The organism is Bradyrhizobium jicamae (assembly GCF_018130695.1).
GTDB lineage: Bacteria > Pseudomonadota > Alphaproteobacteria > Rhizobiales > Xanthobacteraceae > Bradyrhizobium > Bradyrhizobium jicamae_B.
Genome location: NZ_JAFCJX010000055.1, coordinates 1 through 26,978 on the forward strand (window position 1 = coordinate 1; position 26,978 = coordinate 26,978).

Annotated in this window: 27 protein-coding genes; 9 read left to right on the forward strand and 18 right to left on the reverse strand. The window is 64.0% G+C overall.

Annotated elements, in window-relative coordinates; translation table 11 throughout:
• Positions 1-583: 583 nt before the first annotated feature.
• A complete protein-coding gene (locus tag JQ604_RS40630) occupies positions 584-2,275 on the reverse strand; it encodes a diguanylate cyclase domain-containing protein (protein WP_212366387.1) in 1,692 nt (563 codons plus the stop codon).
• 108 nt (positions 2,276-2,383) lie between these two features.
• On the opposite strand from JQ604_RS40630, the gene JQ604_RS40635 reads away from it, so the two are divergent.
• On the forward strand, positions 2,384-3,073 hold the full coding sequence (locus tag JQ604_RS40635; protein ID WP_212366388.1) for a YggS family pyridoxal phosphate-dependent enzyme: 690 nt from the start codon (positions 2,384-2,386) through the stop codon (positions 3,071-3,073).
• Positions 3,074-3,283: 210 nt separating this feature from the next.
• On the opposite strand, the gene JQ604_RS40640 is transcribed toward JQ604_RS40635, so the two are convergent.
• Together JQ604_RS40640 and JQ604_RS40645 are read right to left on the reverse strand one after the other, a co-directional pair.
• Entirely contained in the window at positions 3,284-4,069 is a 786-nt protein-coding gene (locus tag JQ604_RS40640; protein ID WP_212366389.1) for a 2-keto-4-pentenoate hydratase, read from the reverse strand.
• 136 nt (positions 4,070-4,205) lie between these two features.
• Positions 4,206-4,745 (reverse strand): L,D-transpeptidase family protein, encoded by a 540-nt coding sequence (locus JQ604_RS40645; protein ID WP_212366390.1) that lies wholly within the window; start codon positions 4,743-4,745, stop codon positions 4,206-4,208.
• A 239-nt stretch (positions 4,746-4,984) separates the two neighbouring features.
• Here JQ604_RS40645 and JQ604_RS40650 point away from each other — a divergent pair, with 239 nt between their 5' ends.
• Entirely contained in the window at positions 4,985-5,671 is a 687-nt protein-coding gene (locus tag JQ604_RS40650; protein ID WP_016841446.1) for a response regulator transcription factor, read from the forward strand.
• Between the two features lie 58 nt (positions 5,672-5,729).
• A complete protein-coding gene (locus JQ604_RS40655; protein WP_212366391.1) occupies positions 5,730-6,170 on the forward strand; it encodes a cyclic nucleotide-binding domain-containing protein in 441 nt (146 codons plus the stop codon).
• A gap of 184 nt (positions 6,171-6,354) precedes the next feature.
• On the opposite strand, the gene JQ604_RS40660 is transcribed toward JQ604_RS40655, so the two are convergent.
• The 6 genes from JQ604_RS40660 to JQ604_RS40685 all read right to left on the reverse strand — a co-directional run bounded on the left by JQ604_RS40660 (position 6,355) and on the right by JQ604_RS40685 (position 13,822).
• Positions 6,355-7,170, reverse strand: a complete 816-nt coding sequence (locus tag JQ604_RS40660; protein WP_212366392.1) for an exodeoxyribonuclease III — start codon at positions 7,168-7,170, stop codon at positions 6,355-6,357.
• Between the two features lie 164 nt (positions 7,171-7,334).
• Positions 7,335-8,126, reverse strand: a complete 792-nt coding sequence (locus JQ604_RS40665; protein WP_212366393.1) for an outer membrane lipoprotein carrier protein LolA — start codon at positions 8,124-8,126, stop codon at positions 7,335-7,337.
• A gap of 184 nt (positions 8,127-8,310) precedes the next feature.
• Entirely contained in the window at positions 8,311-10,794 is a 2,484-nt protein-coding gene (locus JQ604_RS40670; protein WP_212366394.1) for a DNA translocase FtsK, read from the reverse strand.
• Between the two features lie 16 nt (positions 10,795-10,810).
• Complete coding sequence (locus JQ604_RS40675; protein ID WP_212366395.1) at positions 10,811-12,037, reverse strand: aminotransferase class I/II-fold pyridoxal phosphate-dependent enzyme; 1,227 nt, start codon at positions 12,035-12,037, stop codon at positions 10,811-10,813.
• Positions 12,038-12,240: 203 nt separating this feature from the next.
• Entirely contained in the window at positions 12,241-13,119 is an 879-nt protein-coding gene (locus tag JQ604_RS40680) for a nucleotidyl transferase AbiEii/AbiGii toxin family protein (RefSeq protein ID WP_212366396.1), read from the reverse strand.
• Positions 13,112-13,822, reverse strand: a complete 711-nt coding sequence (locus JQ604_RS40685; RefSeq protein ID WP_433996337.1) for a type IV toxin-antitoxin system AbiEi family antitoxin domain-containing protein — start codon at positions 13,820-13,822, stop codon at positions 13,112-13,114. Before JQ604_RS40685 ends, JQ604_RS40680 begins: the two co-directional genes overlap by 8 nt.
• A gap of 166 nt (positions 13,823-13,988) precedes the next feature.
• On the opposite strand from JQ604_RS40685, the gene JQ604_RS40690 reads away from it, so the two are divergent.
• Together JQ604_RS40690 and JQ604_RS40695 are read left to right on the forward strand one after the other, a co-directional pair.
• Entirely contained in the window at positions 13,989-14,828 is an 840-nt protein-coding gene (locus JQ604_RS40690) for a DUF4349 domain-containing protein (protein ID WP_212366397.1), read from the forward strand.
• A 154-nt stretch (positions 14,829-14,982) separates the two neighbouring features.
• Entirely contained in the window at positions 14,983-15,756 is a 774-nt protein-coding gene (locus JQ604_RS40695) for a GGDEF domain-containing protein (RefSeq protein WP_212366398.1), read from the forward strand.
• A gap of 212 nt (positions 15,757-15,968) precedes the next feature.
• Here the strand turns inward: JQ604_RS40695 and JQ604_RS40700 are convergent, their stop codons facing one another.
• The 3 genes from JQ604_RS40700 to JQ604_RS40710 form a co-directional block, all read right to left on the reverse strand.
• A complete protein-coding gene (locus JQ604_RS40700) occupies positions 15,969-16,373 on the reverse strand; it encodes a GFA family protein (RefSeq protein WP_212366399.1) in 405 nt (134 codons plus the stop codon).
• A 194-nt stretch (positions 16,374-16,567) separates the two neighbouring features.
• Positions 16,568-18,016, reverse strand: a complete 1,449-nt coding sequence (locus JQ604_RS40705) for an ammonium transporter (protein ID WP_212366400.1) — start codon at positions 18,014-18,016, stop codon at positions 16,568-16,570.
• A gap of 39 nt (positions 18,017-18,055) precedes the next feature.
• Positions 18,056-18,394, reverse strand: coding sequence for a P-II family nitrogen regulator (locus JQ604_RS40710; RefSeq protein WP_212366401.1), 339 nt, complete (start codon positions 18,392-18,394; stop codon positions 18,056-18,058).
• A 495-nt stretch (positions 18,395-18,889) separates the two neighbouring features.
• On the opposite strand from JQ604_RS40710, the gene JQ604_RS40715 reads away from it, so the two are divergent.
• On the forward strand, positions 18,890-19,318 hold the full coding sequence (locus JQ604_RS40715; RefSeq protein WP_212366402.1) for a hypothetical protein: 429 nt from the start codon (positions 18,890-18,892) through the stop codon (positions 19,316-19,318).
• A 19-nt stretch (positions 19,319-19,337) separates the two neighbouring features.
• Here JQ604_RS40715 and JQ604_RS40720 read toward each other — a convergent pair whose 3' ends face one another.
• The 5 genes from JQ604_RS40720 to JQ604_RS40740 all read right to left on the reverse strand — a co-directional run bounded on the left by JQ604_RS40720 (position 19,338) and on the right by JQ604_RS40740 (position 22,448).
• Positions 19,338-19,940 (reverse strand): ATP-dependent Clp protease proteolytic subunit, encoded by a 603-nt coding sequence (locus JQ604_RS40720; RefSeq protein ID WP_212366403.1) that lies wholly within the window; start codon positions 19,938-19,940, stop codon positions 19,338-19,340.
• Between the two features lie 52 nt (positions 19,941-19,992).
• Positions 19,993-20,349 (reverse strand): SRPBCC family protein, encoded by a 357-nt coding sequence (locus JQ604_RS40725; RefSeq protein WP_212366404.1) that lies wholly within the window; start codon positions 20,347-20,349, stop codon positions 19,993-19,995.
• Complete coding sequence (locus JQ604_RS40730) at positions 20,346-20,660, reverse strand: ArsR/SmtB family transcription factor (RefSeq protein ID WP_212366405.1); 315 nt, start codon at positions 20,658-20,660, stop codon at positions 20,346-20,348. The genes JQ604_RS40725 and JQ604_RS40730 overlap by 4 nt, the downstream gene beginning before the upstream one ends.
• A 57-nt stretch (positions 20,661-20,717) precedes the next feature.
• Entirely contained in the window at positions 20,718-22,025 is a 1,308-nt protein-coding gene (locus JQ604_RS40735) for an ammonium transporter (RefSeq protein ID WP_212366406.1), read from the reverse strand.
• An 84-nt stretch (positions 22,026-22,109) separates the two neighbouring features.
• On the reverse strand, positions 22,110-22,448 hold the full coding sequence (locus JQ604_RS40740) for a P-II family nitrogen regulator (protein WP_212366407.1): 339 nt from the start codon (positions 22,446-22,448) through the stop codon (positions 22,110-22,112).
• Positions 22,449-22,699: 251 nt separating this feature from the next.
• Between JQ604_RS40740 and JQ604_RS40745 the strand changes: the two genes are divergently transcribed.
• Together JQ604_RS40745 and JQ604_RS40750 are read left to right on the forward strand one after the other, a co-directional pair.
• A complete protein-coding gene (locus tag JQ604_RS40745; RefSeq protein WP_212366408.1) occupies positions 22,700-23,593 on the forward strand; it encodes a DUF4339 domain-containing protein in 894 nt (297 codons plus the stop codon).
• A gap of 34 nt (positions 23,594-23,627) precedes the next feature.
• Entirely contained in the window at positions 23,628-24,512 is an 885-nt protein-coding gene (locus JQ604_RS40750) for a DUF4339 domain-containing protein (RefSeq protein ID WP_212366409.1), read from the forward strand.
• A gap of 37 nt (positions 24,513-24,549) precedes the next feature.
• Here the strand turns inward: JQ604_RS40750 and tesB are convergent, their stop codons facing one another.
• Entirely contained in the window at positions 24,550-25,410 is an 861-nt protein-coding gene (tesB, locus tag JQ604_RS40755) for an acyl-CoA thioesterase II (RefSeq protein WP_212366410.1), read from the reverse strand.
• Positions 25,411-25,578: 168 nt separating this feature from the next.
• On the opposite strand from tesB, the gene JQ604_RS40760 reads away from it, so the two are divergent.
• On the forward strand, positions 25,579-26,799 hold the full coding sequence (locus JQ604_RS40760) for a ubiquinone biosynthesis hydroxylase (RefSeq protein ID WP_212366411.1): 1,221 nt from the start codon (positions 25,579-25,581) through the stop codon (positions 26,797-26,799).
• Positions 26,800-26,978 lie beyond the last annotated feature (179 nt).

Genomic DNA, 26,978 nt, shown 5'->3' on the forward strand with positions numbered 1-26,978 from the left:
CGAGGGCGCAGGGAAGACCGGGTGCACGCCGCACCCGCGGTCTCATGCGCCATGTGCACAAAAGAGTGCGCGCACGAGCATACAGGTTCGGCGGAGGCATCCGGCCTTCCCTGCGCGATGGCTTTACGGCTTATACGTGCTCGCCCTGGTGAGACTCTGCTTTTGTGCCACCATCGTCCACGATCGGCTTTGGGCCTTTCGCGTGCTTGCCACCAACATCGGGGCGGCAGGCCCACACGACTTCACCGTCCGCCTTGCGCACACACGCCTGTCGCACGCTCAGCGGCCACCGCATCGTCACCCGCGTTCATGGCGTTCGCGAGCGCCCCTCGTGTCGGGTGAGATGCATCATTGTTAGCATAATCGGAAGTTCGTGTAAAGCACATTATTTTTGCCTGACGACCTTGCGCCGTCGGGCAAATCAGCGGTCTAATGTCAGCGGGAGCGTCGTAGCTTCGTAGGATGGGTGGAGCGCAGCGATACCCATCATCTCACGGCGCGGCACGAAGGTGATGGGTATCGCGCCCGTCAGCGCTCTTCGAGCGCAGTCGGACGCTCCACCCATCCTACCAGAGCTACGAATCTAACTCGCCAGCGCCATCCCGGCTTCATCGACGATCCGCACGAACCCGTGCTCGACCACGGCATTGCGCCCGCCGTGCTTGGCGGCATAGAGCGCAGCATCGGCGGCTTCGATCAGATCACCGGGGCGCTGGGTGTCGTTCGGCCGCGTCGTGGCGACGCCGATGCTGACGGTGACGGTCTGGAAGCTCGAGGTGGCGTGCGGCAGGCCGAGGTTCTGAATCGCGGCGCGGACGGTTTCGCCGATCGCGAGCGCGTGCGGCGCCTCGGTGTTCGGCAGCAGCAGGCAGAATTCCTCGCCGCCATAGCGGCCGGCAAAGCCCATCGTGTCGGCGGCGATGCCGGCCAGCACCTCGCCGAGCCTGGTCAGGCAGGCGTCACCCTCGGGGTGACCATAGGTGTCGTTGTAGAGCTTGAAGTGATCGACATCGATCATCAGCAGCGACAGCTCGCTATTGTATTGCTGCGCTTTCATCCACTCGAAATCGAGCCGGCTCTGGAAGCCGCGGCGGTTGGCGAGGCCGGACAGCATGTCGATCGAGGCCATCACGGTGAGACGATCGTTGGTGGCGACGAGCTCGCGCTCGCGCTGGCTGAGCTGGGCGGCCATCGCGTTGAAGGCGCGCGCCAGCGGCAAAAATTCCGCCGGCAGTTTGTTCTTGGCGACGCGCGCCGACCAGTCGCCCTCGCCGAAGCGGCGGGCCATGCCGGTCATCATCTCGATCGGGCCGATGATCAGCTTTTCCGCGCCGATGAGGGCGCCGAGCAGGACGAAGAGGCAGACGAAGCCGAGCTGCAGATAGGCGGTGCGGATATCGCGGTTGATCGCGGCCGTGACCTTGGCCTCGTCCATGCTGACGATCAGCCGCGACTGCGTTCCGGAGATGCGGGCAAAGCTCAGGACACGCCGTGCGCCGTCGGTCGCCGTGAACGAGACCGAGCCGGACGGCTCGTCGAAACTCAGCGCCTTCTCGGCGATCGCCGCCATCAGCGGCACCGCATCGAGCGGGCGGCCGATCATGCTGGCATGGTCGGCGGGGGCTGCGATCACGGTGCCGGTGCTGTCGACCAGCAGCGCCGACATGCCGGGCCGGCCGCCGAGATTGGCCATGATCTGCGACAGCCAGTCGATATTGATGCCGGAGACGACGACGGCGTCCTGCTCCGGATTGATCGCGGCCACCGGATAGGCCGCCATCATCATCGGGCGGCCGTTGGTCCTGCCGAACAGATAGTCGCTGAAGACGAAGCCGCCGGTCTCCTGCGCCTTCCTGAAGTATTCGCGGTCGCCGATCTTCATGCCGACCTGGATGTTGAGCGTCGAGCACTGCACCAGCCCGTCTTTGCTGACGAACATGATGCTGCGGATCCACGGCAGGTTGGTCGGCACGCTGGCGCGCAGGATCTCGCAGCTCCTGGCGATGCCGCCGGAGGCGCGGATATAGGCGGCGGATTTCAGCATGGTCTCGACCGAGGAGACCACCTCGCGCTGGGTCTCCGCGGCGTGCCGGGTCAGGGCGGCATATTCCTCGGAGGCCTGCGCGACCTGCTTGGCGCGGGATTCCTCGAGCGTGCGGACACGCTCGAACATCAGCGGCGCCACCAGCAGCACGGCCAGCAGCGCCAGCCGGGACCGGATGCCCAGAAGCTTCTTGAGTTTGACCCTGTTGCGGTTGAAAGTGACGCCCGACATCGTATCCCTTGCCCCGTGCGCCACGGTAGAACGAAGGGCTTCAAAAAGCCTTTCCCGGATTCGATAAAATTCGACCCAACGCCAAATCTGTCAGAAAACGGCACATTGATGACGCCTTCCTCGACCTCGCCACTAACGCCGCATTCACCAAACGGCCTCGCCGCCGTGGAGCAGGAGATCGCGCGCGCCTGCAAGGAAGCGCGGCGCGACCCGGCCTCGGTGACGCTGATCGCGGTGTCGAAGACGTTCGAGGCCGATGCAATTTTGCCGATTATCGGTGCCGGGAAACGCGTATTCGGCGAAAATCGCGTGCAGGAGGCCAAGGGCAAGTGGCCGGCGTTGATGCAGGATTACCCCGATACGGTGCTGCATCTGATCGGGCCGCTGCAGTCGAACAAGGCGAAGGAGGCGGTGGCGCTGTTCCACGCCATCCACTCGGTCGACCGTCCGAGCATTTGCGAAGCGTTAGCCAAAGAAATCAAAAATCAGAACAAAGCTCCCGAATTGTTCGTCCAGATCAACACCGGCGAGGAGCCGCAGAAAGCCGGCGTCGCGCCTGACGAGGCGGATGCGTTCCTCGCGGCCTGTCGCGACAAGTATGGGCTGACGATCTCGGGGCTGATGTGCATCCCGCCGGTCGATGATGCCCCCGCCCCGCATTTCGCGCTGACCGCGAAGATCGCGGCACGCAACGGGTTGACGAAACTGTCGATGGGGATGAGCGCGGATTTTGCGGTGGCGATCCAGATGGGCGCCACGCATGTGCGGGTGGGGTCGGCGATTTTTGGGGCGCGGTAGCGTTGTCCCCTCTCCCCGTTCTTCACGGGGAGAGGGTTAGGGTGAGGGGCTCTATCCGCGCAATAACCGTCTCATTTTGCATTCGTGATCGTGTCGATGAGCCGGATGGACCATTGTTGCGGTCATATGTTGCCATGCCCCTCACCCGGATCGCATCTTGCGATGCGATCCGACCTCTCCCCGCAGAAGAGCGGGGAGAGGTGAAGCGTCTTACGCGAACTTCACCGACACTTTTCCCAGCACGCCGAAATCCGCCGCGAACTCGTCGCCCGCGGCAATCGGCAGCGGCGGATGGCATGTGCCTGTCGTCACCACCTCCCCTGCTCGCAACGTCAGCCCGAGCTCGCGCAATTCATTCGCGCACCACGCCAGTGCTGCGCGGGGATCGCCGAGGACGTTCTTGCCGTGGCCGACATAGCGCTCGCCGCGCAGCGTGATGACCGGCTTCTCCTCGATCAGATCCATCGCGCGCCAGTTCGCCGAGGTTGACTGCCCCAGCACGAACAGATGCGCGCAGGCATTGTCGGCGATCAGCTGCGCCTCTCCGGCGCTGACGAAATCGGCAAAGCGCGAGTCGGGAATCTCGATCGCCGGATGCAGCGTCGCGACGGCGTCCAGCACCTCCTGCACCGAATAGGCTTGCGCGCGAGGCGCGAGATCGCGGCCCATGCGGAAGGCGAATTCAGGCTCGCCGACGCGCATCTCGTTGCCGGTCATCGATGCGGTGCCGCCGTCGGGCAGCACGGTCTCGGCGAGAATGCGGCCTGCCAGCGGACCGGCGACATTGATGTGCTTCTGCCCGGCGGCGCTGGTCGCTGCGATCTTCCAGCCGAACAGTTTTTCGCGCGAGGTTTTTTCCAGCGCGGCCTGCACCGCGTAACCTTCGGCGCGATCGCGCGGACGAATCGATGCATCGAGGTTGCCGAGTTTTGTGCCGGCGCGCCAATGTTCGTTCAGAGTCTTTGAAGCGGCTGCGATCTGATCATCATCGAGCATCGTCGAATTCCCAGCTGTGAACTTGAACCCTCATCCTGAGGAGCCCGCAAAGCGGGCGTCTCGAAGGTGCAGGCCCGAGACGTGGCCTCGTGGTTCGAGACGCGCGTGCCGCGCTCCTCACCATGAGGGGTAAGAGCTACCCGATCACGATCTTCGTTCCCGGCCCCATCCGCCGCAACAACCGCAGCATCGAAGCCTTCGTCATCGAGACGCAGCCGGCGGTCGGCGAAAAGTTCGGGCGCGCGAGGTGCAGGAAAACCGCGCTGCCGCGGCCGGCGATGCGCGGCGCCGTGTTGTGATCGATCTCGACGATGAAATCGTAGAGATGATCTGATCGCGTCAGGCGGTCGCCGGGCGCCTCGCCGCCGAGCCGGATCGGCTGGTTGTAGTGCCGGTCGGCGGGGTCCTCGCACCAGGCGTCCTCGGGGCGGATCGGCCGCGTCGGCAGGAAGGTTTTCGGCCGGCGGTGGCGGTCGGCGCGCCACCACAATTGCCGCGGATAAAAGGTGCCGCGCGGGGTGCCGCCGTCGCCCTCGCGCTTGTTGGCGAGGATGCCGCCGCGGCCGAGCGCGACCGGAATGGTCCAGCCGTCGGCGGTGAGCCAGCCCCGGCGCGGGTCGCCGGCGGCGGCGTGCACGGTGATGGCCGAGAGCGGGCGATCACGATTAACTGTCATATAAGTGATTGAAATGGTTCGTCTTCCCCTGAGAATCGTTCCAAACCAAGCTTGCCCATCAGCGCGCGAATGTTCTATCTGGCGGCATTACAGGACATTCACGTCACCCGCGCCGAATTTGGGATAGACTCGCCTCATCTTGAGAATCGGTAACAATCGCCTACCTGTTCACGAATCTAGCTCAAGTTCCGGCCATTAGCGCTGTCCGCTTCTCGCCGCCCGCCCAAAGGATTGTACCTATGGCCAATGCCCGCAAGATCTTGATCGTGGATGACGATACCGATCTGCGCGATACGCTGGTCGAGCAATTGTCGCTGCACGAGGAATTCGAAGCCTCGGCCGTCGACACCGGCGCCAAGGGTGCCACCGCCGCCAAAGCCAATTCCCCCGATCTCGTGCTGATGGATGTCGGCCTGCCCGACACCGACGGCCGCGAGGTGGTGCGGTCCCTGCGCAAGGGCGGCTTCAAGGCCCCGATCATCATGCTGACCGGGCATGACACCGATTCCGACACGATTCTGGGCCTGGAATCCGGTGCCAACGACTATGTGGCAAAGCCCTTCCGCTTTGCGGTGCTGCTGGCCCGGATCCGCGCCCAGCTGCGCCAGCACGAGGCCAGCGAGGACGCGGTGTTCTCGGTCGGCCCCTACTCCTTCCGTCCGGGTTCGAAGATGCTGACCGGGGCCAATGCCCGCAAGGTGCGGCTGACCGAGAAGGAAACCGCGATCCTGCGCTTCCTCTACCGCGCCGGCCAGATGCCGGTGTCGCGCGAGACCCTGCTGCAGGAGGTCTGGGGCTATAATTCGGGCGTCACCACCCACACGCTGGAGACGCACATTTACCGTCTTCGGCAGAAGATCGAGAAAGACGCCGCCAATCCGGAGATTCTGGTCACGGAAGCCGGTGGCTACAAGCTGGTGCCGTGATACGCTTCGCGCCTAACGAATCGTTAATCTTGAGGCGCACTGCGGTCACCGGCCCTGAATGTCGATCGATGATGATGTAGCCCTGCTGGAGCGGGTCCCGACGTTGCGTCTGTTGGGCGAGAGCTCCTTGCGCATGCTGGCGATCGGCTCCGAGCAGCGCAATTTCGACCAGGGCGATCTGCTGTTCTCCGTCGGCGACGACGCCGATGCCGGCTATGTCGTGCAGCGCGGCGCCTTCCGTGTCGAGGAAGGCGGCGCCGAGATCGTGGTCGGCCCCGGCGCGCTGATCGGCGAGCTTGCGCTCATTGTTGCGATGAAGCGGCCCTCGAGCGCGATCGCGCTGGAGCGCGCTTCGGTGATCCGCGTCGCGCGCAGCCTGTTTCAGCGCGTGCTGGAAAGCGATCCGGCCGCCGCGCGACGACTGCGCGACGAGCTCGCGCTGCGCACCAGTCAGCTGGCGAGCGATATTCTGATGGCGGGCGCGAAGCTGAGTACGTGATCTCTCTCTTCCCCTCTCCCCGTTCTTACGGGGAGAGGGTTAGGGTGAGGGGCTCTATCCGCGCAACGGCTGGCAGTGGGTACGCGGAGACTCCCCCTCACCCGGATCGCATTCCGCTTTGCTGCATGCGTTCCGGCCTCTCCCCGCAAGCGGGGCGAGGCGAAGTGTGCGGCTCCCGCTTGCCCTAAACTTCCAGCACCGCCGTCACCGGCACATGGTCCGACGGCCGTTCCCAGCTGCGGGCGTCGCGGGTGATCTTGAAATCGCTGACGTTGTCCCTCAGCGCGCGCGAGACCCAGATGTGGTCGAGGCGGCGGCCGCGATCGCCGACGGTCCAGTCGGCGGCGCGGTAGCTCCACCAGGTGTAGACCTTTTCCGACATCGGAATCCGCTCGCGCGCGATGTCGAACCATTCGCCATGGGTCTGCGCGGCGAGCAGCTTCTCGGTCTCGACCGGCGTGTGCGAGACGACTTTCAGAAGCTGCTTGTGCGACCACACGTCGTGCTCATGCGGCGCGACGTTGAGATCGCCGACCAGGATGTGACGGTCGTCGCCGCGCGGATGCAGCGGCTCGCAGGCCTTCATCTCGTCGAGGAATTGCAGCTTGTGCTTAAACTTCTCGTTCAGCGCGGGATCGGGAATGTCGCCGCCGGCGGGCACGTAGAAATTATGCAGCACCAGCGGCTTTGCGATCTGCGCTTTTTCACCGAAGGAGACGGAGATGTGCCGCGAATCGATCTTGTCGCAGAAGGTGCGGATGTCCGTGCTCTCGAACGGCAAGCGCGAGACGATGGCGACGCCGTGATAGCCCTTCTGGCCGTTCAGCGCGATGTGCTCATAGCCGAGCCGCTTGAAACGCTTCAGCGGAAACGCATCGTCGATGCATTTGGTCTCCTGCAGGCACAGCACATCCGGCCGCGCGCTCTTGATGAACTTCGCGACGATGTCGATGCGCAGGCGCACCGAATTGATGTTCCAGGTTGTGACGGAGAACCGCATGGAGCATGCGTCTTAGCACGGTTCGCGGCGGCGGATACCGATTGTCCACAGGCGGGGTTTTGTAGGGTGGGCAAAGCGAAGCGTGCCCACCTGTCTTGCACCGAACGTGGATGGTGGGCACGGCGCTGTGCGCCTTTGCCCACCCTACGGCACCTGCGATGCCGCTATCCCGGCGGCGTGCTTGGATAGGTCGTAAAATCGATCTTGAACAGGCCGGGATCGGGCTTCTGGTTGGAGTCGAGATTGTACACCGCGACCGTGGTGTCGTAGCCCTGCGGGTCGGTGACGGTCCACTGCTTGAGCTTGCCGTCCTTGGCGCCGACCATCAGCATCAGGCGTGAGGTGCCGATCAGCGCCTGCTTCTCCTCGATGGTGACGCTGACGAACATGTCATCGGAGGTGACGCTAACGACGTTGGTGTCCTTCATCAGGTCGATGCGGTCCGACAGCAGATAGCGCAGCGGCGTCTGCGACAGCGGATAGATGTCCTGCGTCACCAGGCGGCGGTCGCGCACCGCGACCGACGAGCCGTCGGCGATGATCTGGATCGGGCTCGGGTCGTCATATTCGAAGCGCACCTTGCCGGGCTTCTGGATGTAGAAGTCGCCCTTGGTCTTGCTGCCGTCGGGGCCGACCTGGACGAAATTCCCGACCAGCGTCTGCAGCGACGACAGATAGGTCGAGACCTTGGCGGCTTGCGCCTTCTGGTTCGCATCGAAGGTGGCGAAGATGTTGGCGGGCACGTTGCGGCGCGGATCCGGAATGATCGGCGTCGGCGGCTGCTGCGTCGCGCCCGTCGTCGCCGGTCCCTTCGCATCCTGCGCGCCGGCCTCACGCGCCTTCGGCGCGGGTTTTGGCGTCGGCACGTTCTGCGCAATCGCGGACGTAGCGAAGGAAACGGAGAGAAGGAGCGCCAGCGCGTAATGCGTGCCGCGGAGAGGGGAGTGTTTTGTCATCAGCTATTTCGGATTCTCTGTTCGACGCGCGTCCCGCTTCGCCCCTGTTTAACGCGCCTCAGCCAAAGGAGATATCGTTTTTCCGTGAAGGATATACGCTAAAGCGCGATGAGGTCGCGCTTTAGGTCTTTGTTTGCGCATGATCTTTTCGGAAAACCGCCTCACACTTTTCCGGATCATGCGTTTAGTATTGACCTTCTTCCTCGCCGACCAGGATTTCGCGCTTGCCGGCGTGGTTGGCCGGGCCGACGATGCCCTCCAGTTCCATCCGCTCCATCAGCGAGGCGGCGCGGTTATAGCCGATTTGCAGCCGGCGCTGAATGTAGGAGGTCGAGGCCTTGCGGTCGCGCTTGACGATCGCAACCGCCTGCGCGAACAGGTCGCCGCCGCCATCGCCACCCATGCCGGTGGAATCGAACACCGCGCCGTCCTCGCCCTCGGCAGGCTCTTCCGCGGTGACCGCTTCGAGATATTCCGGCTGCCCTTGCGTCTTGAGGTGACGCACCACCTTCTCGACTTCCTCGTCGGAGGCGAACGGGCCGTGCACGCGGCTGATGCGGCCACCGCCGGCCATGTAGAGCATGTCGCCCTGGCCGAGCAGCTGCTCGGCGCCCATTTCACCGAGGATGGTGCGGCTGTCGATCTTCGAGGTGACCTGGAAGGCGATGCGGGTCGGGAAGTTCGCCTTGATGGTACCGGTGATGACGTCGACCGACGGACGCTGCGTGGCGAGGATCACATGCAGGCCAGCGGCGCGCGCCATCTGCGCGAGACGCTGCACCGCGCCTTCGATGTCCTTGCCGGCGACCATCATCAGGTCGGCCATTTCGTCGACGATGATCACGATATAGGGCAGCGGCTCGAGCTCGAGCTTCTCTTCCTCGTAGATCGCCTTGCCGGTCTCCTTGTCGAAGCCGGTATGCACCGTGCGGGTGATCTCCTCGCCCTTGGCCTTGGCTTCGACGAGCCGCGCGTTGTAGCCGTCGATGTTGCGGACGCCGAGCTTGGCCATGCGCTTGTAGCGCTCTTCCATCTCGCGCACCGCCCATTTCAGCGCAACCACCGCCTTCTTCGGATCGGTCACGACCGGGGTCAAGAGATGCGGGATGCCGTCATAGACGGAGAGTTCGAGCATCTTCGGATCGACCATGATCAGGCGGCACTGATCCGGCCGCAGCCGGTAGACCAGGCTGAGGATCATGGTGTTGATCGCGACCGATTTGCCGGAGCCGGTGGTGCCGGCGATCAGCATATGCGGCGTGCGCGCGAGGTCGATGATGACGGGGTCGCCGCCGATGGTCTTGCCGAGGCAGAGCGGCAGCTTGGCAACGGAGTCGGCGCTCTCCTTCGCGACCAGAAGCTCGCGCAGGTAAACCTTCTCACGATGCACGTTCGGCAATTCGATGCCGATCGCGTTGCGGCCGGCGACGACGGCGACGCGGGCCGACAGCGCGCTCATCGAGCGCGCGATGTCGTCGGCAAGACCGATCACGCGCGACGACTTGATGCCGGGCGCAGGCTCGAGCTCGTACAGCGTGACGACCGGGCCCGGATTGGCTTTGACGATCTCGCCGCGCACGCCGAAATCCCCGAGCACGCCTTCCAGCGAGCGCGAATTGGCCTCCAGCTCCGCCTTGCTCAACGGCTGGCGGTCGCTGGCCTTGGGCGCGCTGAGCACCGAGACCGACGGCAGCTCGAACTTGTCGGAATTCTTCTTCTTCGGCTTCGGCTCGGCCTTCTTGCGCGGCGCGCGGGCGACGGGAGCTTCCTCTTCCTCCTCCTCGTCATCCTCTTCGTCGCCGTCGTGCTCGAACGCCTCGTCCTCGTCGTCATGCTCGGCGCCGGGCGAGATCGACGGCGCGGAGCGGCCACCGCCGCCGATGCTCGGCTCCTGGCGCTCGAAGGATGCGGCCTTGCCCTGCGGCGCGCTGGAGACCAGCGATTTATAGGCCGTGCCGAACAGCCAGCCGAGCCGGGCCTTCGCGCTCATCAGCGCGTGGAACAGCCAGCCCAGCGAGACCGAGCTGCGGTCATTGTCTTCTTCGACGAACGGCTCGTCCTCATCGACGATCGGCGTCAGCTCCTCGTCGCTCTCCTTGGCGCCCCAGCCGCAGGCGAACAGGAACGTGGCGGTCATCGCCGCGCAGAGGATGATGCCGAGCACCAGCCGATAGATGAAGCCCGGGCCGAACACGACCGCCGGCGCGCGCACCAGGGCGTCGCCGACCACGCCGCCCAAGCCCGTCGGCAGCGGCCAGGCTGTGTTGTGCGGCCAGCAGGAGGCGAAGCCCGCGGCGATCACCGTGCAGAGGATCCAGCAGCCGAGCCGCAGCGCCTCGCGGTCGAACGGCCGATGCGTCAGCATTCGCCAGCCCCACACCGCGACCGGCAGCACCAGCATGATCGCGCCGAGCCCGAGGATCTGCATCAGCAAATCGGCGCCGATCGCGCCGGGATAGCCGAGCACGTTGCGGATCGCGCGCGAGGTGGCGTGGCTGAGCGAGGGATCCTGCACCGACCAGGTCATCAGCGCCGCCGCGATGACGCCGGATAGCGCGATCAGCCCGAGCCCGGTGAGCTCGCGCAGCCGCCGCGTCAGCGCTTCGCGGACCGAAAGCGGCAGATGGCCGACCAGGGGAATGACTCGTTCGATCGCAGGCATACTCAATCTTCGCGCTTCGCGATTAATCCAGAGTTTCGACCAGGCGATGCAACGCCTCGGCCGTCGATTCACTGTCTGAGACCAGCGCCAGGCGGATATAGCCGGCACCGGGGTTGAAACCGTCGTCCTGCAGGCGCGCCAGATAGCTGCCGGGAATCACCCGAACGCCAGCGTCGCGATAGAGCCGCACCGCCGCTGCCTCGTCGCCGCCGCGGTCGGAGACGTCGAGCCAGACGCAGAAGCCGCCATCCGGCCGCTTGTAGCGGTAACGGTTGCCGAGGATCTGGTCGGCGAAATCGAACTTGATGCGATAGAGCCGGCGGTTCTCTTCGACATGCGTCTCGTCGCTATAGGCGGCGACCGCGACATGTTGCAGTGGAACCGGCACCTGAGGAGCTGCGACATTGCGCAGTTCGTGATAGGCGGCCAAAAACCTTTTGTCGCCGGCGCAGAAGCCGACGCGCATGCCCGGCAGGTTCGAGCGCTTCGACAGCGACTGGAACGCGACCACATTGGTGAAGTCGGGCCCGGCGCATTCCAGCGCGCTGCCCGGCGCCTCCTTGGTGTAGATTTCCGAGTAGCACTCGTCGCTCAGGATCATGAAGCCGTAAGTGTCGGCGAGCTGCTTCAATCGCGCAAAATAGGCGCGTGAGGCGACCGAGCCCTGCGGGTTCGCGGGCGAGGCGATGAAGAACGCCGCGGTGCGCGCGAAGGTCGCCTCGTCGATCGCGTCGAGGTCGGGCAGGAAACCATTGGCCGGCGTGGTCGGCAGATAAATCGACTCGCAGCCGGCGGCGCGGGCGCCGGCGCCATAGGCCGGATAGAACGGGTTCGGCATCAGCACCGCCGGCCGGCCCTTGCGGGGCGCGACATAACGCGCCGCGGCGATGGCGGCGAAGACGAGCCCTTCGCGGCTGCCGTTCAGCACCAGGACCTCGCTCTCGGGATCGACTGCACGGGGCAGCTGGAACCGGAGCGACAGCCAGTTCGAAACCGCGCGGCGGAACGGCTCGATGCCCTTGGCCAGCGGATAGCGGCCAAAATCGGCGGTGTGTTTTGCCAGCACCGGCCCAACAAATGCCGGTACCGGGTGCTGCGGTTCACCCAACGACAGCGTAATCAAAGGCTTAGCGGGGGTGTAGGGCGCCAGGAGCTCGGTCGTGCGCAGGAACGGCGAGCGCTCGGCCTGACCGGCAACCGTTAGGCTGCCGGCGCCCTGCGCCACGCCGGAAGAGGCGGTCATTGCCATGTCTGAAGCGCCAGCACTTTCAATGCGGTCGAGGAAAGGGAATGTTCGACCGTGAACCGATCAAATCACCATAGATACGGCGAGGTTAAGACGCGATTAACCATCGGGGGCTGAGGGGTATCAAGGGCAGGCAGAAGCCCGTCAAACGTAGGTTGCGGCCACATCTTACCGGCGTCTCGGCTGGGAGAGCTTTCGCCCAATATTCAGGGATCTCTGCGCTGGGTGAGCTGCGCGCCTTTTGCATGAGGCATCAAAAAAGCGGCCAGCGTTTCGACAACATCGGATAGCGCTCCAGGGTTGGTTGCAACATTCTGGATGAAGGAAGCCCACTGCTGCTGCTTGGTGGGGTCTGCGGCAAAGGCGGGCGTCAGTGCGTCCGGCGGCTCGGTTGGAATGGCGGTTTTCCGGCGGGCGAATGTCGCTGCAATAGCCCGAACCAGCCGATCGTCGGGGAATTGATGAGTCTTCGCCAATATCCAGATGTCGTAAAAATCTTTCAGCCGCGTGTTGGCGAGGCCGAGGATCACCATGGCCTGGAACTTTTCGGCAATAACAGTTTCAGGCGGATAAGCGCGCAGCTTTGGTGCGGGCTGGCCCAGCAGGGTCTCCAATAGAACCTCTGCGAGTCCGGGTTCGATGGCGTCACCGTAGCCGATATCGACGATGACCCGGACACGCGCACCATCGACGATCGCGTAGGTCTTGAGGCGCACTCCGCCATATTCGGACTCATCACGAATCCGATCGACAGTCAGTTCGTCGACTTCGAAGATAACGCCATCATCGGCAGTGATTGCGCAAATCTCCTTGAAAGCGGCGAGCGTGACGTCAGGATTGCTGTCGCCGAATCCAAGCAAGTCGAGGTCGCGGGTCGGACGATGCGGATCGTCCAGCCAATGGCGCATGAGCATAGCGCCCTTCAGGATGAAGCGGTCGCGTTCGTTGCTGATGCTGAGTCGATAGAGCAGGCGTTCAAGCGCGTATTGCGTGAGGAGCAGGTCAAACGGCTCGTTACGTTGATTCGAGAGCCTGAGCAGACGTGCCCGAACTGACGCGCCGACATTGCGTGGCGGCCTACGCATCTACGGTCAGCGCCTCCAGGCGAGGCTGAACGATTTTTTCCCAAATTCCGGCTTCGACCGCAAACCGTGCGATCTCGGCAGGCGTGGTCTTGCGGAGCCGCAGCGCCTCTTTCATGGCCTGTGTCGCATGCACGAAGCCGCCGCCGGTCGCTTCGTAAACTGCGTGCTGAATGCGCGCATTCCTGAAGAGATCAACGACGGTCTTGGCGGGCGAGTAGATGCGGACCGGCACATTCTCGATCGTGTGGCATTCAAGGCCCTTGTCGAACACCTTGGGCCCAAAGCGCTCGATCTGAATTCTCGGCCGCTCGATCCTGGGCCGCCATTCGCGCGGGCCGATCGCAACCCAGACAAGGGGTGGAATGCGGTCTGTGAGTTCGTGAAACGCGAGTGCGGAGTCGCAGCAAATGACCCCGTTCGGCACGAGCTTCGCGGCAACGGCAAGGGTGTGATTGGCATCGAGCGGTGCGTCGGGGAGCTGGTAAAGTCCGCGGCTCAGCTGGTTGAGAAGACCTTTTTGTTCCATCCGCGAGATCGTGGCTGACGTGATGCCTTCCCTTAGAAATTCGGACAGGCGCATCATTCCCCGCTCCCGGAGAAGCGAGGCAGCATGGTCTTCCTGTCGTGTCCGATCGTGTTCCATATCAGAAGGATGATACAAAACATCGAATATGGCAAGATTTTTGGCAATGACTTGTATCATTCAACCAATAAGTAATTGATATCTTGGGTATTTGCTCTACAGCGGCGATGCCACCCGTCAGTTTGCTCGGCTTCGCCAATTCCACCGATGCCCCAAAACCGTGGCCACCGCCGCGCCGCAATGTTCCGCATGCTGAGACCGGAAGTTGCAATGCGGGGGGATATCGATGGGGACGATTGGTCGGCCGTTGCTGGCGATGATGTTGCTCGTCCCATTGCTCGCCGCGTGCGCGCCGGCGCCGAACAACGCTCACCCGGTCGGGGGCCTCGATATGGCCGACATGCCGATGCCGGCAGCGGCAGTCGCATCCGCAAGAGCTGACCGGACCATTGCCGTCACGCACCGCTTCACGATCCGGGTTCCCAATGCCGACATCGAGGCGATGCAGCAACGCCATATGACGGAGTGCGCCAAGCTTGGCTGCTCAATCCTGAGCACGTCGATCGACCGCTCGAATGTCGGACGCGCCTCTGCGCGGGCCTCGGTCCGCATCAAGCCGGACGCCTTCAATACGTTCGCGGCCGCGCTGGCGGCGACGCCGGCACAGATCATCATGCATGCGCAGTCGTCCGAGGAGCTCGCGGCGCCGATTCTCGACACGGAACGGCGGCTGGCCGCCAAGACAGTGATCCGCGATCGCCTCACCGCGATGCTGCAGGACCAGACAGTGAAGTCCGCCGCCGACCTCATCACCATCGAGAAGGAGCTTGCCCAGGCGCAGGCCGAAATCGAAGCCATCACCGCGCAACGGGAAAATCTGCGCACGCGCACCGACACCATCCGGATCGACATCAACTATGTTGGTGCCGCCGGTCTGGTTGGCGGGATGGATCTCACCCCAATCGATCAGTCCGTCAGCAAGATCGGCGAGACGATGGTGAGCTCGATCTCGGCGCTGATCTCGACCATCGCGGCCGTCGTGCCGTGGCTGCCCTTCATTGCCCTGATCTGGTGGGGCGCGCGGCGCGGTCTGCGACGTTGGCGCGTGCGCAAGTTGCCGGGATAACCGACGATTGTCGTCATGGCGTGATGTCCGTATTAAATGCCCGGCTTTTCTCCTCAAGGCTTCGCTCACTGTTAACGGCATTGCCAATTGCATGAGTCCCTTCAGCAAATGGCAACGCGCGCGGCGAAGACTGCTGCTACGCACAGAGCGCAGCATGGCCATCAGGATCGAAACGCACAGCGACGTCATCCGCTACACCGTGCGCCGCACGTCGGGCGCGGTGGGCGTGAGCGTGGTCATGACTGCGATCATGATCTCCGGCTATTTCGGAACCGATCTCGCTGCGCAGATCAGGGTTGGCGAGGTGCTGGCCTTCGGTTTGGTCGCGGGCGTCTTCATCACGTCCGTCGTCTGCGGCGTGATGACCTATCGCTCAGGCCTCTTGCTGCTCGAGCTGACCCATGCGCGGCGCGAGCTGGCGCGGATCTCGCAGACCGACCAATTGACCGGGTTGCTCAACCGCCGTGGTTTCAACGACGCAGCGCTGGCGGCGCTCGATCGCGCCGCGGCCGGCGGCGACACCGCCGCGATCCTGATGTGCGACATCGACCATTTCAAAGCGATCAATGACCGCTTCGGCCACGAGATCGGTGACAAGGTGCTGGTCGAGATCGCGGACGTGCTGCGCCAGTTCGCGCTCCGCCATGGCGCCCTGGTCGGCCGGCACGGCGGCGAGGAGTTCGTCGCCGTCATGACCGGGCTCGGCCGCGACCAGGCGACGGAGCGTGCCGAGGAGATCCGCCGCGACTGTGCCGCGCGCACCATCATCGATGGCGCAACGCCGCTGCCGGTCACGATCAGCATCGGGTTGACGATCGCGTCAAACGGCTTCGATCTCGCCGATCTCCTGCGGACCGCCGACGAGGCGCTCTACACCGCCAAACGCCGCGGCCGCGACCGCGTGGTCGAGGCGCGGGCCGCGGCGTGATATGCCCAGCCCGGTGAAATTTAGAACCAGCGTAGCCGCGAGCTCAATTTCACCTCTCCCCGTCGGGGAGAGGTCGATTTGCGGGAGCAAATCGGGTGAGGGGGCCGCTTGCTCCAATGTGAGACCTTAACCCCTCACCCGGCGCTACGCACCGACCTCTCCCAGAGGGAGAGGTGAAGATCCAGCACTGCGTCCAGATCTGTTGTTCCGAGCTAATGCGCCGGCAGCTTCTCGAACGCGGGCATGCCGTCGGGCACGTGATGGAAGGATTGCTTGTCGCAGGTGTAGATCGCGACTTGCGGATTGAAGAGCTTTGGGTCGTCGAAGGTGCCGACCTTGAGCACCACGGCCGGCAGGCCGGGCACCTTGGTCACCATGTGGGTGCCGCATTCGGCGCAGAACTCGCGCGTCACGGCGCGTTCGAGGTCCTTGCGGGTGAACTGCTTCGGCTCGCTGGCGGTGTATTTGAAGCCGGTGACCGGCATCGCCACGAACATGTTCGGCGCGCCGCCGGAAATGTACTGGCATTCCCGGCAGTGGCACTGCGCCGCCATCATCGGTTCGCCCTCGGCCTGATAGCGCACCTTGCCGCAATAGCATCCGCCTTCGACTTTCATGATGTCCTCCCGTTTTTTTGTTGCAGGCCTGCGTTCCACAGTGCCACGCCAATTTGGCAATTTTTTCTCAAGGAGCAGGAAAAAGAAAGGGGCTCCAGCTTGCGCTGGAGCCCCTCAACGGTCCGAACATTGCCGGGTATGTGTCCGAACCGTAGTTCTGGGAACGACCCTTGCGGGTCGCGCCCCGGGAGAACTCACATGTTGTAGGCGCGCTCCGTGTGCTCGGCGATGTCGAGGCCTTCACGCTCGGTTTCGACATTGGCACGCAGACCGACGATGACGTCGACGATCTTGTAGAGGATCGCCGAACCGATGCCCGACCACACCAGCGTGGTGGCGACGCCCCAGCACTGCGAGGTCATCTGCGCGACGAAGTCGTAATCGGCGACCTTCGGCGGGATCGCGGTGTAGTCGATGACGCCGGCGCCGCCGAGGGCCGGGTTCACCAGGATGCCGGTGCCGAGCGCGCCGACGATGCCGCCGACGCAGTGGACGCCGAACACATCGAGCGAGTCGTCATAGCCGAGCGCGTTCTTCACGATGGTGCAGAAGAACAGGCAGACCACGCCGACCACGAGGCCGAGCACGATCGCGCCCATCGGTCCGGAGTAGCCGGCCGCCGGGGTGACGGCGACGAGACCGGCAACCGCGCCGGAGAGCGCACCGAGCACCGAGGGATGACCACGGACGATCCACTCTGCGAACATCCAGGCCAGCGCCGCCGCGGCAGTCGCCACGAAGGAGTTGGTCATGGCCAGAGCCGCGCCGCCATTGGCTTCGAGGTTGGAGCCGGCGTTGAAGCCGAACCAGCCGACCCAGAGCAGCGAGGCGCCGATCATGGTCATGGTCAGCGAGTGCGGAGCCATCAGCTCCTTGCCGTAGCCGGTGCGCTTGCCGATCAGGAGCGCGCCGACCAGGCCCGCGATACCGGCGTTGATGTGCACCACGGTGCCGCCGGCGAAGTCGATGGCGCCCTTCTTGAAGATCCAGCCGGCGTCGGCGTTGATCTCGTCGAGCTTGGCCTGAGCGGCGGTCTTCGCAGCACCGTCAGCAGCCGCGGCCAACGCCTTGGCGGCATCCTGGATCGCGTCCGGGCCCGGCCAGTACCAGACCATGTGTGCGATCGGGAAGTAGATCACCGTCACCCAGAGCGGGATGAACAGCGCGATCGCCGAGAACTTCATGCGCTCGGCAAAGGCACCGACGATCAGCGCGGGCGTGATCGCCGCGAAGGTCATCTGGAAGCAGAGATAGATCATTTCGGAGATGTTGGCGTCGACCGAGAAGGTCGCAGCCTTCGAGTCGGTCGTGATCCCCATCATGAAGGCCTTGGAGAAGCCGCCGATGAAGTCAGAACCGCCGGTGAAGGCGAGGCTGTAGCCGTAGAGAGCCCACAGCACGGTGACGACGCAGACGGTGTAGAACACCTGCATCAGCACCGAGAGCATGTTCTTGGAACGGACGAGACCGCCATAGAACAGCGCCAGGCCCGGGATGGTCATCAACAGCACCAGCACCGTTGAGGTGAGCATCCAGGCGTTGTCGCCCTTGTTGACGGTTGGCTCGGCATAGGCGGCGGTTGCGGCAAAGAGGCCGACTGCAAGTGCCGCCAGTCCCGCGCCATAGGGACGCTTGAACGTCATGTTGTTGTACTCCTGAGGTCTTAAGGTTTGAGCGCGAAATCAGAGGGCCGCGGCATCGGCCTCGCCGGTGCGGATACGGACCGCATGGTCGAGGTTGATGACGAAGATCTTGCCGTCACCGATCTGGCCGGTCTTGGCGGCTGCGGTGATGGCGTCGATGGTCTTGTCGACCTGATCGGAGGCGACTGCGACCTCGATCTTGATCTTGGGCAGGAAGCTCACGGCATATTCGGCGCCGCGATAGATTTCCGTGTGCCCCTTCTGACGGCCGTAACCTTTGACTTCCGTCACCGTGAGACCATGAACGCCAATGGCGGTCAGGGCGTCACGGACTTCTTCCAACTTGAATGGCTTGATGATCGCCATAACAATTTTCATGAGTCCTATCCCCGCTTGGGCCCGGTCCAAGGACCGGGAGTTTGTGTGACTGAGATTCGCCACGCGGAGAGCTTCACAACGCGGGCACAGCCGGGACCCCTAGAATCAAATGCCGTGCCAGATCGGGAGCGCTGCCTAACGGATTATGAATCCGGACCTTTTCCCGCTTTGCGAAGGGAACCGGCAGATGCGCCATTCCGTCGCGCCTAAAATATCATCAGGGCTGGTCAAAACGAGTGCACGACAGACTCCGGACATAATCGTGCCCAGCGTCGCGGCAGGTATACGGTAATTAGATAGGGATTGTTGCGAGCGCTTTCGCCACGCCGCCGGGCTCGATCGGAAGCTGCCCCGGATCGCCCTCCACCTAGCCCGGCAGTTCCTGAACCAATCAAGGGTTGCTTTACGGGTTCGTCGTTAGCATCGCGCGAACATCGCTCGCCGCAGACCCCTGGTCCGCAACCTGATTGGGCGGCATTCCTGAAAGGGGCGTCCATGCAGCTCGCCACGCTTCCGCTCATGGTCAAGCTGGCGGCGTTCCTGCTCGCCAGTTTCCCGCTCCTGATCGACAATCTGCGCACCGGGAATGCGACCAATGGCAACAACCTCATCCTCCTGCTCGGCGGCCTCGCGATGCTCGTCCTTGATCGCGTCATGGGATGGAGCGACCAATCCCTGTTGACATCCGCCTGCTGGATCTTCGCCGGAGCGGCCATCCTCCTCGTGCTCGTCCCCTTGGGCGGTGGACCATTCGGCGTCGCAAAGACGCTGATCGCACTGCTGCCCTGGTTTACCGTGGAAGGTTATCTTCTCGTCGTCACGGCTGGCTTCTTAATCGCCGGAGCCATTGGCTATGTCGCACGCCGCGATGCGCCGGTCGTCGTGCCTCTCATGGTTGCCGGCGTCTTTGTTCTGGCGCTGTGAGTTTGGCTGCGACCAGCCGTCAGGCGGCGTCGCGTTCTGCAAAGACCTTGTCGATCAGTCCCCATTCGCGCGCCTGCTCGGCGCTCATGAAGTGATCGCGATCCAGCGTCCGTTCCACGTCGGCTTCGCTCCGCCCGCAATGCTGCGCGTAGAGGCGGATCAGGCGCCGCTTGGTTTCCTGCATTTCGGTGGCGTGGATCAGGATGTCGGACGCCTGGCCCTGGAAACCGCCGAGCGGCTGATGCACGTGGAGGCTCGCATTCGGCAGCGCGGCGCGGTGGCCGGGCTCGCCGGCCATCAGCAGGAACGATCCCATCGAGCGCGCGGTGCCCATGCACAGCGTATGCACGGGTGCCTTGATGAACTGCATGGTGTCGTACATCGCGAGCCCGCTGGTGACCACCCCGCCATAGGAGTTGATGTAGAGGTTGATCGGCTTGTGCGGATTCTCCGCCTCGAGGAACAACAGCTGCGCGCAGACCAGGCCGGACATCGCATCATTGACCTCGCCGTTGAGGAAGATGATGCGTTCGCGCAGGAGCCTCGAATAGATGTCGAACGAACGTTCGCCGCGGCTCGATTGCTCGACGACCATAGGGACGAGTTGCAGCATGTCGCGCATCGGCGACCTCCCATGTCAGCAGGTTGATGAAGTCAGAAGGTGATGACGGCGATCAGGCTGCGCGCATCAGGCAGCGGCCGTTGCTGTTGGCTGGGCGCGGCTGCATTCTGCGGTCATCGCAGGCCTCTTGAATGATGCGAAAGCGGGTGCCGCCGGCCTCGTTCGGCGCGATCTTGAAGGTGACATGGCTTTCGCGAAACGGCGGTTCGGACTCGCGCAGGCGATAGCGCACCTCCTCGCCCGTCACTGACGATTCGGGCTCGGCGCCGGACAGATCGCAATCGGGCAGCCAGCGCTCGCGCAGCGCGGGAATGGTCACCGCGCGCCAGACTTTTTCCGGCGGCGCGTCGAGTTGATATTCGAGCTCGAGGGCTTCGTTGGTGTGATCAGGCTCGAGGTCACAGCTCATTGATCCATGTCCTTCAGCAAGTCGGAGAGCGCTGCGATGCGCTTCGGCCAATAGGCGCGATAGCGGGCGAGCCAGGTGCCGATGCTGGCGATGCCATCGGGGTCGACTTCATAATTGACGAAGCGGCCCTGGCGCTGCTCGCGCACGAGGCCGGCCGCGCGCAGCACCGCCAGATGCTGCGACATCGCCGGCTGGCTGATGTCGAGCCCGTCGCGCAAGGCGCTGGCGTTCAGGCTGCCGCCTGCGAGCTTCTCGAAGACCTTGCGGCGGGTCGGATCGGCCAGCGCCTTGAAGATGTCGGCTTCCATCATGGCAACACATAAGCATACACTTATGTGTTGCGCAAGCCTGTAAAGGGAGCCGGCGACCTATTGCAGCGCCTCGCCGTGCTGCGTGATGTCGAGACCCTCGAGCTCCTGCTGCGTCGATACGCGCAGCGGCACGAATACGCTGACCAACTTGAGCAGCGCATAGGTGACGCCGCCGCACCAGACGAAGGTGACGGCCACGCCGTAGAGCTGGATCAGCAGCTGCTGCGGATGGTGCTCGAGCAGCCCCGCAGTGCCGCCGATCGCGCTGACGGCGAAGATGCCGGCGAGCAGGGTGCCGGTCATGCCGCCGATGCCGTGCACGCCGAACACGTCGAGCGAATCGTCATACTTGAAGCGATGCTTCAGCCAGGTGCAGGCCCAGAAGCAGACGAGGCCGGCGATGATGCCGATCAGCACGCCGTGCCACGGCGCGACGTAACCCGACGCCGGCGTGATCGTCCCGAGGCCAGCGACCGCGCCGGAGATCATGCCGAGCACGGACGGCTTGCGGCGCGTCGCCCATTCGATCGCGCCCCAAGTCAGCGCGCCCGCGCAGGCCGCAAGATGCGTCGCGATGATCGCCATCACCGCGCGCGAATTCGCCGCCAGCGCCGAGCCGCCGTTGAAGCCGAACCAGCCGACCCACAGCAAGCCGGTGCCGACCACCGCCAGCGACAGATCGAATGGCGAGAGATTGTCGCTGCCGTAGCCGTGGCGGTTTCCCATCACTTTCGCCGCGACGAGACCGCTGACGCCCGCCGAGAGATGCACGACGAGGCCGCCGGCGAAATCGAGCACGCCCATCGACTGCAGGAAGCCGCCGCCCCACACCCAGTGTGCCAGCGGCACATAGGCGAAGATGAACCAGCCGACCGAGAACAACAGATAAGCGGAGAACCGCATGCGATCCGCGACGGAGCCCGCGACCAGCGCCACCGTGATGATCGCAAAGGTCATCTGGTAGAGCATGAACAATGCTTCCGGAATGTTCTTCGCCGCCGGATTGACGCTCTCCATGGTCATGCCTGCGAGGAACCAGCGATCGAGCGAGCCGATCCACGGCCCGGTGCCGACGAAGCAGAGCGAGTAGCCGAACATGACCCAGAGGATCGAGATGACAGCGACCGCGGACAGACTCTGTGCCATCGTCGCCAGCACGTTCTTCTTGCGCACCATGCCCGAGTAGAACAGCGCCAGTCCCGGGATCGTCATCATCAGCACCAAAGCGGTGGCGACGATCATCCAGGCGGTGTCGGCGGTATTGATCGTGGCGGTGTCGGCAAAGGCCGGCGTGCCGAATGCGAACAGAATTGCAGCAGTAATCGGCGCAGCAGTGATCGCTGCACGAAGAGCGCGTGCCCCCATTGGTATTTTCCCCGGCAAAAAGGTTTGGCGTTTCTTATGGTGCGCCGGCTTCGTTGGCGGTCGCGGTCTCAGCGTTTGGAAATGTCAGAGCGCGTCGTCGTCGGTCTCGCCGGTGCGGATGCGCAGTGCGTGGTCGATCGGCGTCACGAAAATCTTGCCGTCGCCGATCTGGCCGGTGCGGGCGTGCTGGGTGATGGCGTCGACCACCTTGTTGGCGATCCCGGAATCGACGGCGACCTCGATGCGCAACTTGGGCAGGAAGTTCACGACATATTCGGCGCCGCGATAGATCTCGGTGTGGCCCTTCTGGCGGCCGTAACCCTTGACCTCGGTCACCGTCATGCCGTGGACACCGAGGGTGGTCAGCGCCTGGCGCACCTCGTCCAGCTTGAACGGTTTGATGATCGCGACGACGAGTTTCATGGATCGGCCTTCATTCTCTCAAGGTTTTGCGCCCGCGCGAGCGTCCCGGAGGGGCATTTCGCACCCGCTAAGTCTGGCATCTTTCCGGGCAAATGGCACAAAAAAGTTGCAAGGCGAAGGGGAAAACCTGCCGAGGGGGTGAGCTCACTCACTGTACGGGATCAAAAGCCTCCGTCAGAATACGGGCTTTCCCACCCGGCTGGCGGCTCCGCTGGCCCGCCTTTTCGCCATCGCGCCCTCAAGGAAATAAAATGTCGAACCGAACCTGGTTTTATGCATCCGAAGGCCAGCAAAAAGGTCCCTTTCCCGAGGCTCAGCTCCGCGACCTGATCGCCCGCGGCACCGTGCGGAGCGATACGCTGGTTTGGACGGAAGGCATGTCCGGCTGGCAGAAGGCGATCGAGATTCCCGGCCTCGTTCCCGGCGCCGGTGGACCGCCGTCGATGCCGATGCCCGGTAGCCCGCCGCCGGTGACGATATCGGGCAGCTACAGCGGTGGACCGCTGTCGATCGATTTTGGAATCCTCGATTTCACCTGGCGCAGCATCGTGCTCGTGATCGGCTGCATTCTCGTGATCCCGGCGCCCTGGGTGCTGGTCTGGTACACGAAATGGCTTGTCCCCTGCGTGAACGTGCCGGGACGTCCGAATCTCAGTTTTGAGGGCAGCGCGATGACGATCGTGCCCTGGTTCTTCGGGGCTATCGTGCTTGCGATCGCGGTCGCCTTCACCGGCATCCAGTTGCTCAACAATCTGATGATCCTGGTGCAGATCGCGCTGTACTGGCTCTTCATCAAATGGGTCGTCGCCAATCTCGCCTCGGATGGCCGGCCGATCGGGCTGAATTTCACCGGCACGCCGTGGGCCTACCTCGGATGGACCATTCTCGCCGGCATTTCCATCATCACGATCATTGGCTGGGCCTGGGTCTATGTCGCCTGGATGCGGTGGTTCTGCCGGAACATCCAGGGCGCACGTCATGAGATCGTCTTCATCGGCAGCGGGCTGGAATTCCTCTGGCGCGCCCTGGTGGCCGCGATCGCCAGCGCCTTCATCATCCCGATTCCGTGGATGTACCGCTGGATGATGAACTGGTTGGCGTCGCAGACCGTGCTCGCCGAGCCTGGTGCCGACGTGGGCGCATAAACCCCTGGCTGCGTTCGCACCCCAAGGAGAGAAGATGTCGAATCGAACCTGGTTTTATGCGTCCGAAGGCCAGCAAAAAGGGCCGTTTCCGGAGGCCCAGCTCCGCGACCTGATCGCGCGCGGCACGGTGCGTGGCGATACGCTGGTGTGGACGGAAGGCATGTCCGGCTGGCAGAAGGCGGTCGAGATTCCCGGCCTCGTTCCCGGCGCCGGCGCACCGCCGGCCATGCCGATGGCGGGTGGCCCGCCGCAGATCGCGGTGTCCGGCAGCTACAGCGGCGGACCGCTGTCGATCGATCCGCCGGTGTTTCCCTTCTTCGGGCGCGCCCTGCTGATGATCATCGGCGGCTATCTGGTGATCCCGGCGCCCTGGACCTATACCGGCTTCTATCGCTGGTTCATCTCGCAGATCCAGGTGCCGGGCCGACCGAATCTCGGCTTCACCGGCCAGCCCATGGACATCTGGTACGTCTTCGTCGTGCTGGGATTGCTGGGCTATGCGAGTCTTGCGGGGAGCACGATCATCCAGCTGCTCGCGGCGGTGCTGGGAGCGTATCTCGCCTGGATGGTCATCTGCTGGCTCGTCAGCCACCTGACATCCGACGGCCGCGAGCTGCCGATCTCGTTCAAGGGCAGCCCCCTCGTCTATGTCGGCTGGTATGTCGGGTTCATGGTCTCCGTCATCACGATCATCGGATGGGCCTGGGTCCTGGCGGCCTGGATGCGCTGGCAATGCGCCAACATCGAAGGCACAAGCCGCGAGGTCATCTTCACCGGCACCGGGCTCGAGGTGCTGTGGCGGAGCATCGTGTTCACGATCGGCTGCGGCTTCCTGATCCCGATCCCGTGGGTGCTGCGCTGGTACACGCGCTGGTTCGTCTCGCAATTCGCGCTGGTCGAACGCGGCGCGGCGGTGTGATGCGATCGGAGCGGCTTCAATAAGAGGCGTGCGCGAGCTACTTCCGCTCGCGCGCCATGCCTTCCTGTGCAACCGAGGCCACCAGCGTGCCGTCGGGTTTGAAGATCAGGCCGCGCGTCAAGGCGCGGCCGGCCTGCGCGCTCGGCGAATCCTGGGCGTAGAGCAGCCAGTCGTCGGCGCGGAACGGGCGGTGAAACCACATCGCGTGGTCGAGGCTCGCCGACATCAGGCGCTTGTCGAACAGCGTGCGGCCGTAGCGCGCCATCGATGCATCGAGCAGCGAGAAGTCTGACGCGTAGGCCAGCGCGCACAGATGCAGCGCCGGATCGTCGGGCAGTTTGGCTGCGGTGCGGATCCAGACATGGATGCGGCCGTCGTAAATCTTCTGGCCGAAATAGCGGCCGAGCTCGACCGGACGCAGCTCGATCGGACGGTCGGCTTCGTAGTAGCGGCGGATGAACTCCGGCATCTCCTTGAACATCGGCTGCTTCGACACTTCCTCCGCGGTGAGTTTCTCCGGCGGCGGCACGTCGGGCATCGTCTCCTGATGATCGAAGCTGTTCTCCTCCTCGGCGTGGAACGACACCATGATGGAGAAGATCGCGTTGCCGTGCTGGATTGCGGTGACGCGGCGGGTCGTGTAGCTCTTGCCGTCGCGGAGACGCTCGACCTGGTAGATGATCGGAATTTGCGGATCGCCGGGCAGGATGAAATAGCAATGGATCGAGTGCGGCAGCCGGCCCTCGACGGTGCGGCAGGCCGCGACCATCGCCTGTCCGATCACCTGGCCGCCGAACACCCGCTGCCAGCTGGTCTTCGGGCTGGAGCCGCGGAACAGGTTCACCTCGAGCTGCTCGAGATCGAGGATGGAGATCAGGTCGATCAGGCTTTTGGACATGGAAAGCTTCGCTTTTTCGTGTTCCGGGATGCGCTCGCGCGGCTTGCCGGCCAAGCGTCCGGAACGGCCGGACGCCACATTAAGTACCTTGTTTTGTGGCCCTGTTTCGCCCAGCTAATATCAGGTAGCAAGCACAGTCTGAGAGCGTACCACGCGTAAAGGGAAGGCATGTCGGCACAGCGAAGCATCGTGATTTGCGGAGGCGCGTTTGCAGGCCTGGCGCTGGCGCTGGCGCTGCGGCAGGGGCTCGGCCCCGACGTGCCCGTGATTGTCGCCGATCCGGCGCTGGCGTTGCGGCCGAGCCGCGATCCGCGCGCCACCGCGATCGTCGCGGCCTGCCGCCGTCTGTTCGAGACGCTCGGCGTCTGGGGCCAGGTCGCGCCGACCGCGCAGGCGATCACCGACATGGTCGTCACCGATTCCCGGCTCGAGGACGCGACGCGCCCGACCTTCCTGACCTTTGCCGGCGACGTCGCACCGGGCGAACCCTTTGCGCATATGGTCGAGAACCGCTTTCTGATCGATGCGCTGACGGCGCGCGCCGAGGCCGAAGGCGTCGCGTTGCGCGCCACTGCGGTGTCGACGTCGGATGCACGCGCCGACGGCGTCAGCGTGACGCTCGCCGATGGCACCGTGATCGATGCAGGGTTGCTGGTCGCCGCCGATGGTGCGCGCTCAAAGCTGCGCGAGCGCGCCGGCATCGCCACCCATGGCTGGGACTATGATCAATCCGGCATCGTCGTCACCGTCGGCCATGAGCGCGAGCATCACGGCCGCGCCGAAGAGCATTTCCTGCCCGCGGGTCCGTTCGCGATCCTGCCGCTGACCGGCAACCGTTCCTCGCTGGTGTGGACCGAGACGCGCAAGGATGCCGCGCGCATCACCGCGCTCGGCGACGAGGAATTTCACGCCGAGCTCGAGCAGCGTTTTGGTTTGCACCTCGGCGAGATCAAGGCGCTCGACAAGCCGCGCGCCTTCCCGCTCGGCTATTTCGTCGCGCGCTCCTTTATCTCAGAACGAATGGCGCTGATCGGCGACGCCGCGCATGTGATCCACCCGATTGCAGGCCAGGGGCTCAATATGGGCCTGAAGGATGTTGCGGCATTGGCCGAGGTCGTCGTCGACGCGGCGCGGCTCGGGATGGATTTCGGCCAGATCGATGTGCTCGAGCACTACCAGCGCTGGCGCCGCTTCGACACCATGGCGATGGGCGTTGCCACCAATTCGCTGAACTTCCTGTTCTCGAACGAATCGACTCTGCTGCGCACGGTGCGCGACATCGGCCTCGGCGTCGTCGACCGCCTGCCGCCGCTGAAGAGCATGTTCATCCGGCAAGCGGCGGGGTTGTCCGGCGAGGTGCCGCGGCTGCTGAAGGGCGAGGCGTTGTAGGCACGCCGTCGTCCTGGCGAAAGCCAGGACCCATTACCACCGCTGTTTGTTGTCTTGAGAGGCGCCAGCAACGTCTTTCATTTCCCATTCGCCGTCACGGCGTATGTTGGGGTGGACGGCCCCCGACGGCATCAGTGTGCCAGAATGAGGTCGGTAAGATCTCAGACAAGGGAGCCGTC

Excerpts from the sequence above, each read along its gene's own strand:
- tesB (WP_212366410.1), bottom strand. The coding sequence starts at position 25,410 with ATGTCCAAAAGCCTGATCGACCTGATCTCCATCCTCGATCTCGAGCAG.
- JQ604_RS40635 (WP_212366388.1), top strand. The coding sequence starts at position 2,384 with ATGACGCCTTCCTCGACCTCGCCACTAACGCCGCATTCACCAAACGGC.
- JQ604_RS40685 (WP_433996337.1), bottom strand. The coding sequence starts at position 13,822 with ATGATACAAGTCATTGCCAAAAATCTTGCCATATTCGATGTTTTGTAT.
- JQ604_RS40690 (WP_212366397.1), top strand. The coding sequence starts at position 13,989 with ATGGGGACGATTGGTCGGCCGTTGCTGGCGATGATGTTGCTCGTCCCA.
- JQ604_RS40725 (WP_212366404.1), bottom strand. The coding sequence starts at position 20,349 with ATGAGCTGTGACCTCGAGCCTGATCACACCAACGAAGCCCTCGAGCTC.
- JQ604_RS40715 (WP_212366402.1), top strand. The coding sequence starts at position 18,890 with ATGCAGCTCGCCACGCTTCCGCTCATGGTCAAGCTGGCGGCGTTCCTG.
- JQ604_RS40650 (WP_016841446.1), top strand. The coding sequence starts at position 4,985 with ATGGCCAATGCCCGCAAGATCTTGATCGTGGATGACGATACCGATCTG.
- JQ604_RS40680 (WP_212366396.1), bottom strand. The coding sequence starts at position 13,119 with ATGCGTAGGCCGCCACGCAATGTCGGCGCGTCAGTTCGGGCACGTCTG.
- JQ604_RS40720 (WP_212366403.1), bottom strand. The coding sequence starts at position 19,940 with ATGCGCGACATGCTGCAACTCGTCCCTATGGTCGTCGAGCAATCGAGC.
- JQ604_RS40695 (WP_212366398.1), top strand. The coding sequence starts at position 14,983 with ATGGCCATCAGGATCGAAACGCACAGCGACGTCATCCGCTACACCGTG.
- JQ604_RS40660 (WP_212366392.1), bottom strand. The coding sequence starts at position 7,170 with ATGCGGTTCTCCGTCACAACCTGGAACATCAATTCGGTGCGCCTGCGC.
- JQ604_RS40760 (WP_212366411.1), top strand. The coding sequence starts at position 25,579 with ATGTCGGCACAGCGAAGCATCGTGATTTGCGGAGGCGCGTTTGCAGGC.
- JQ604_RS40675 (WP_212366395.1), bottom strand. The coding sequence starts at position 12,037 with ATGGCAATGACCGCCTCTTCCGGCGTGGCGCAGGGCGCCGGCAGCCTA.
- JQ604_RS40645 (WP_212366390.1), bottom strand. The coding sequence starts at position 4,745 with ATGACAGTTAATCGTGATCGCCCGCTCTCGGCCATCACCGTGCACGCC.
- JQ604_RS40730 (WP_212366405.1), bottom strand. The coding sequence starts at position 20,660 with ATGATGGAAGCCGACATCTTCAAGGCGCTGGCCGATCCGACCCGCCGC.
- JQ604_RS40700 (WP_212366399.1), bottom strand. The coding sequence starts at position 16,373 with ATGAAAGTCGAAGGCGGATGCTATTGCGGCAAGGTGCGCTATCAGGCC.
- JQ604_RS40665 (WP_212366393.1), bottom strand. The coding sequence starts at position 8,126 with ATGACAAAACACTCCCCTCTCCGCGGCACGCATTACGCGCTGGCGCTC.
- JQ604_RS40710 (WP_212366401.1), bottom strand. The coding sequence starts at position 18,394 with ATGAAAATTGTTATGGCGATCATCAAGCCATTCAAGTTGGAAGAAGTC.
- JQ604_RS40655 (WP_212366391.1), top strand. The coding sequence starts at position 5,730 with ATGTCGATCGATGATGATGTAGCCCTGCTGGAGCGGGTCCCGACGTTG.
- JQ604_RS40705 (WP_212366400.1), bottom strand. The coding sequence starts at position 18,016 with ATGACGTTCAAGCGTCCCTATGGCGCGGGACTGGCGGCACTTGCAGTC.
- JQ604_RS40750 (WP_212366409.1), top strand. The coding sequence starts at position 23,628 with ATGTCGAATCGAACCTGGTTTTATGCGTCCGAAGGCCAGCAAAAAGGG.
- JQ604_RS40745 (WP_212366408.1), top strand. The coding sequence starts at position 22,700 with ATGTCGAACCGAACCTGGTTTTATGCATCCGAAGGCCAGCAAAAAGGT.
- JQ604_RS40640 (WP_212366389.1), bottom strand. The coding sequence starts at position 4,069 with ATGCTCGATGATGATCAGATCGCAGCCGCTTCAAAGACTCTGAACGAA.
- JQ604_RS40740 (WP_212366407.1), bottom strand. The coding sequence starts at position 22,448 with ATGAAACTCGTCGTCGCGATCATCAAACCGTTCAAGCTGGACGAGGTG.
- JQ604_RS40735 (WP_212366406.1), bottom strand. The coding sequence starts at position 22,025 with ATGGGGGCACGCGCTCTTCGTGCAGCGATCACTGCTGCGCCGATTACT.
- JQ604_RS40630 (WP_212366387.1), bottom strand. The coding sequence starts at position 2,275 with ATGTCGGGCGTCACTTTCAACCGCAACAGGGTCAAACTCAAGAAGCTT.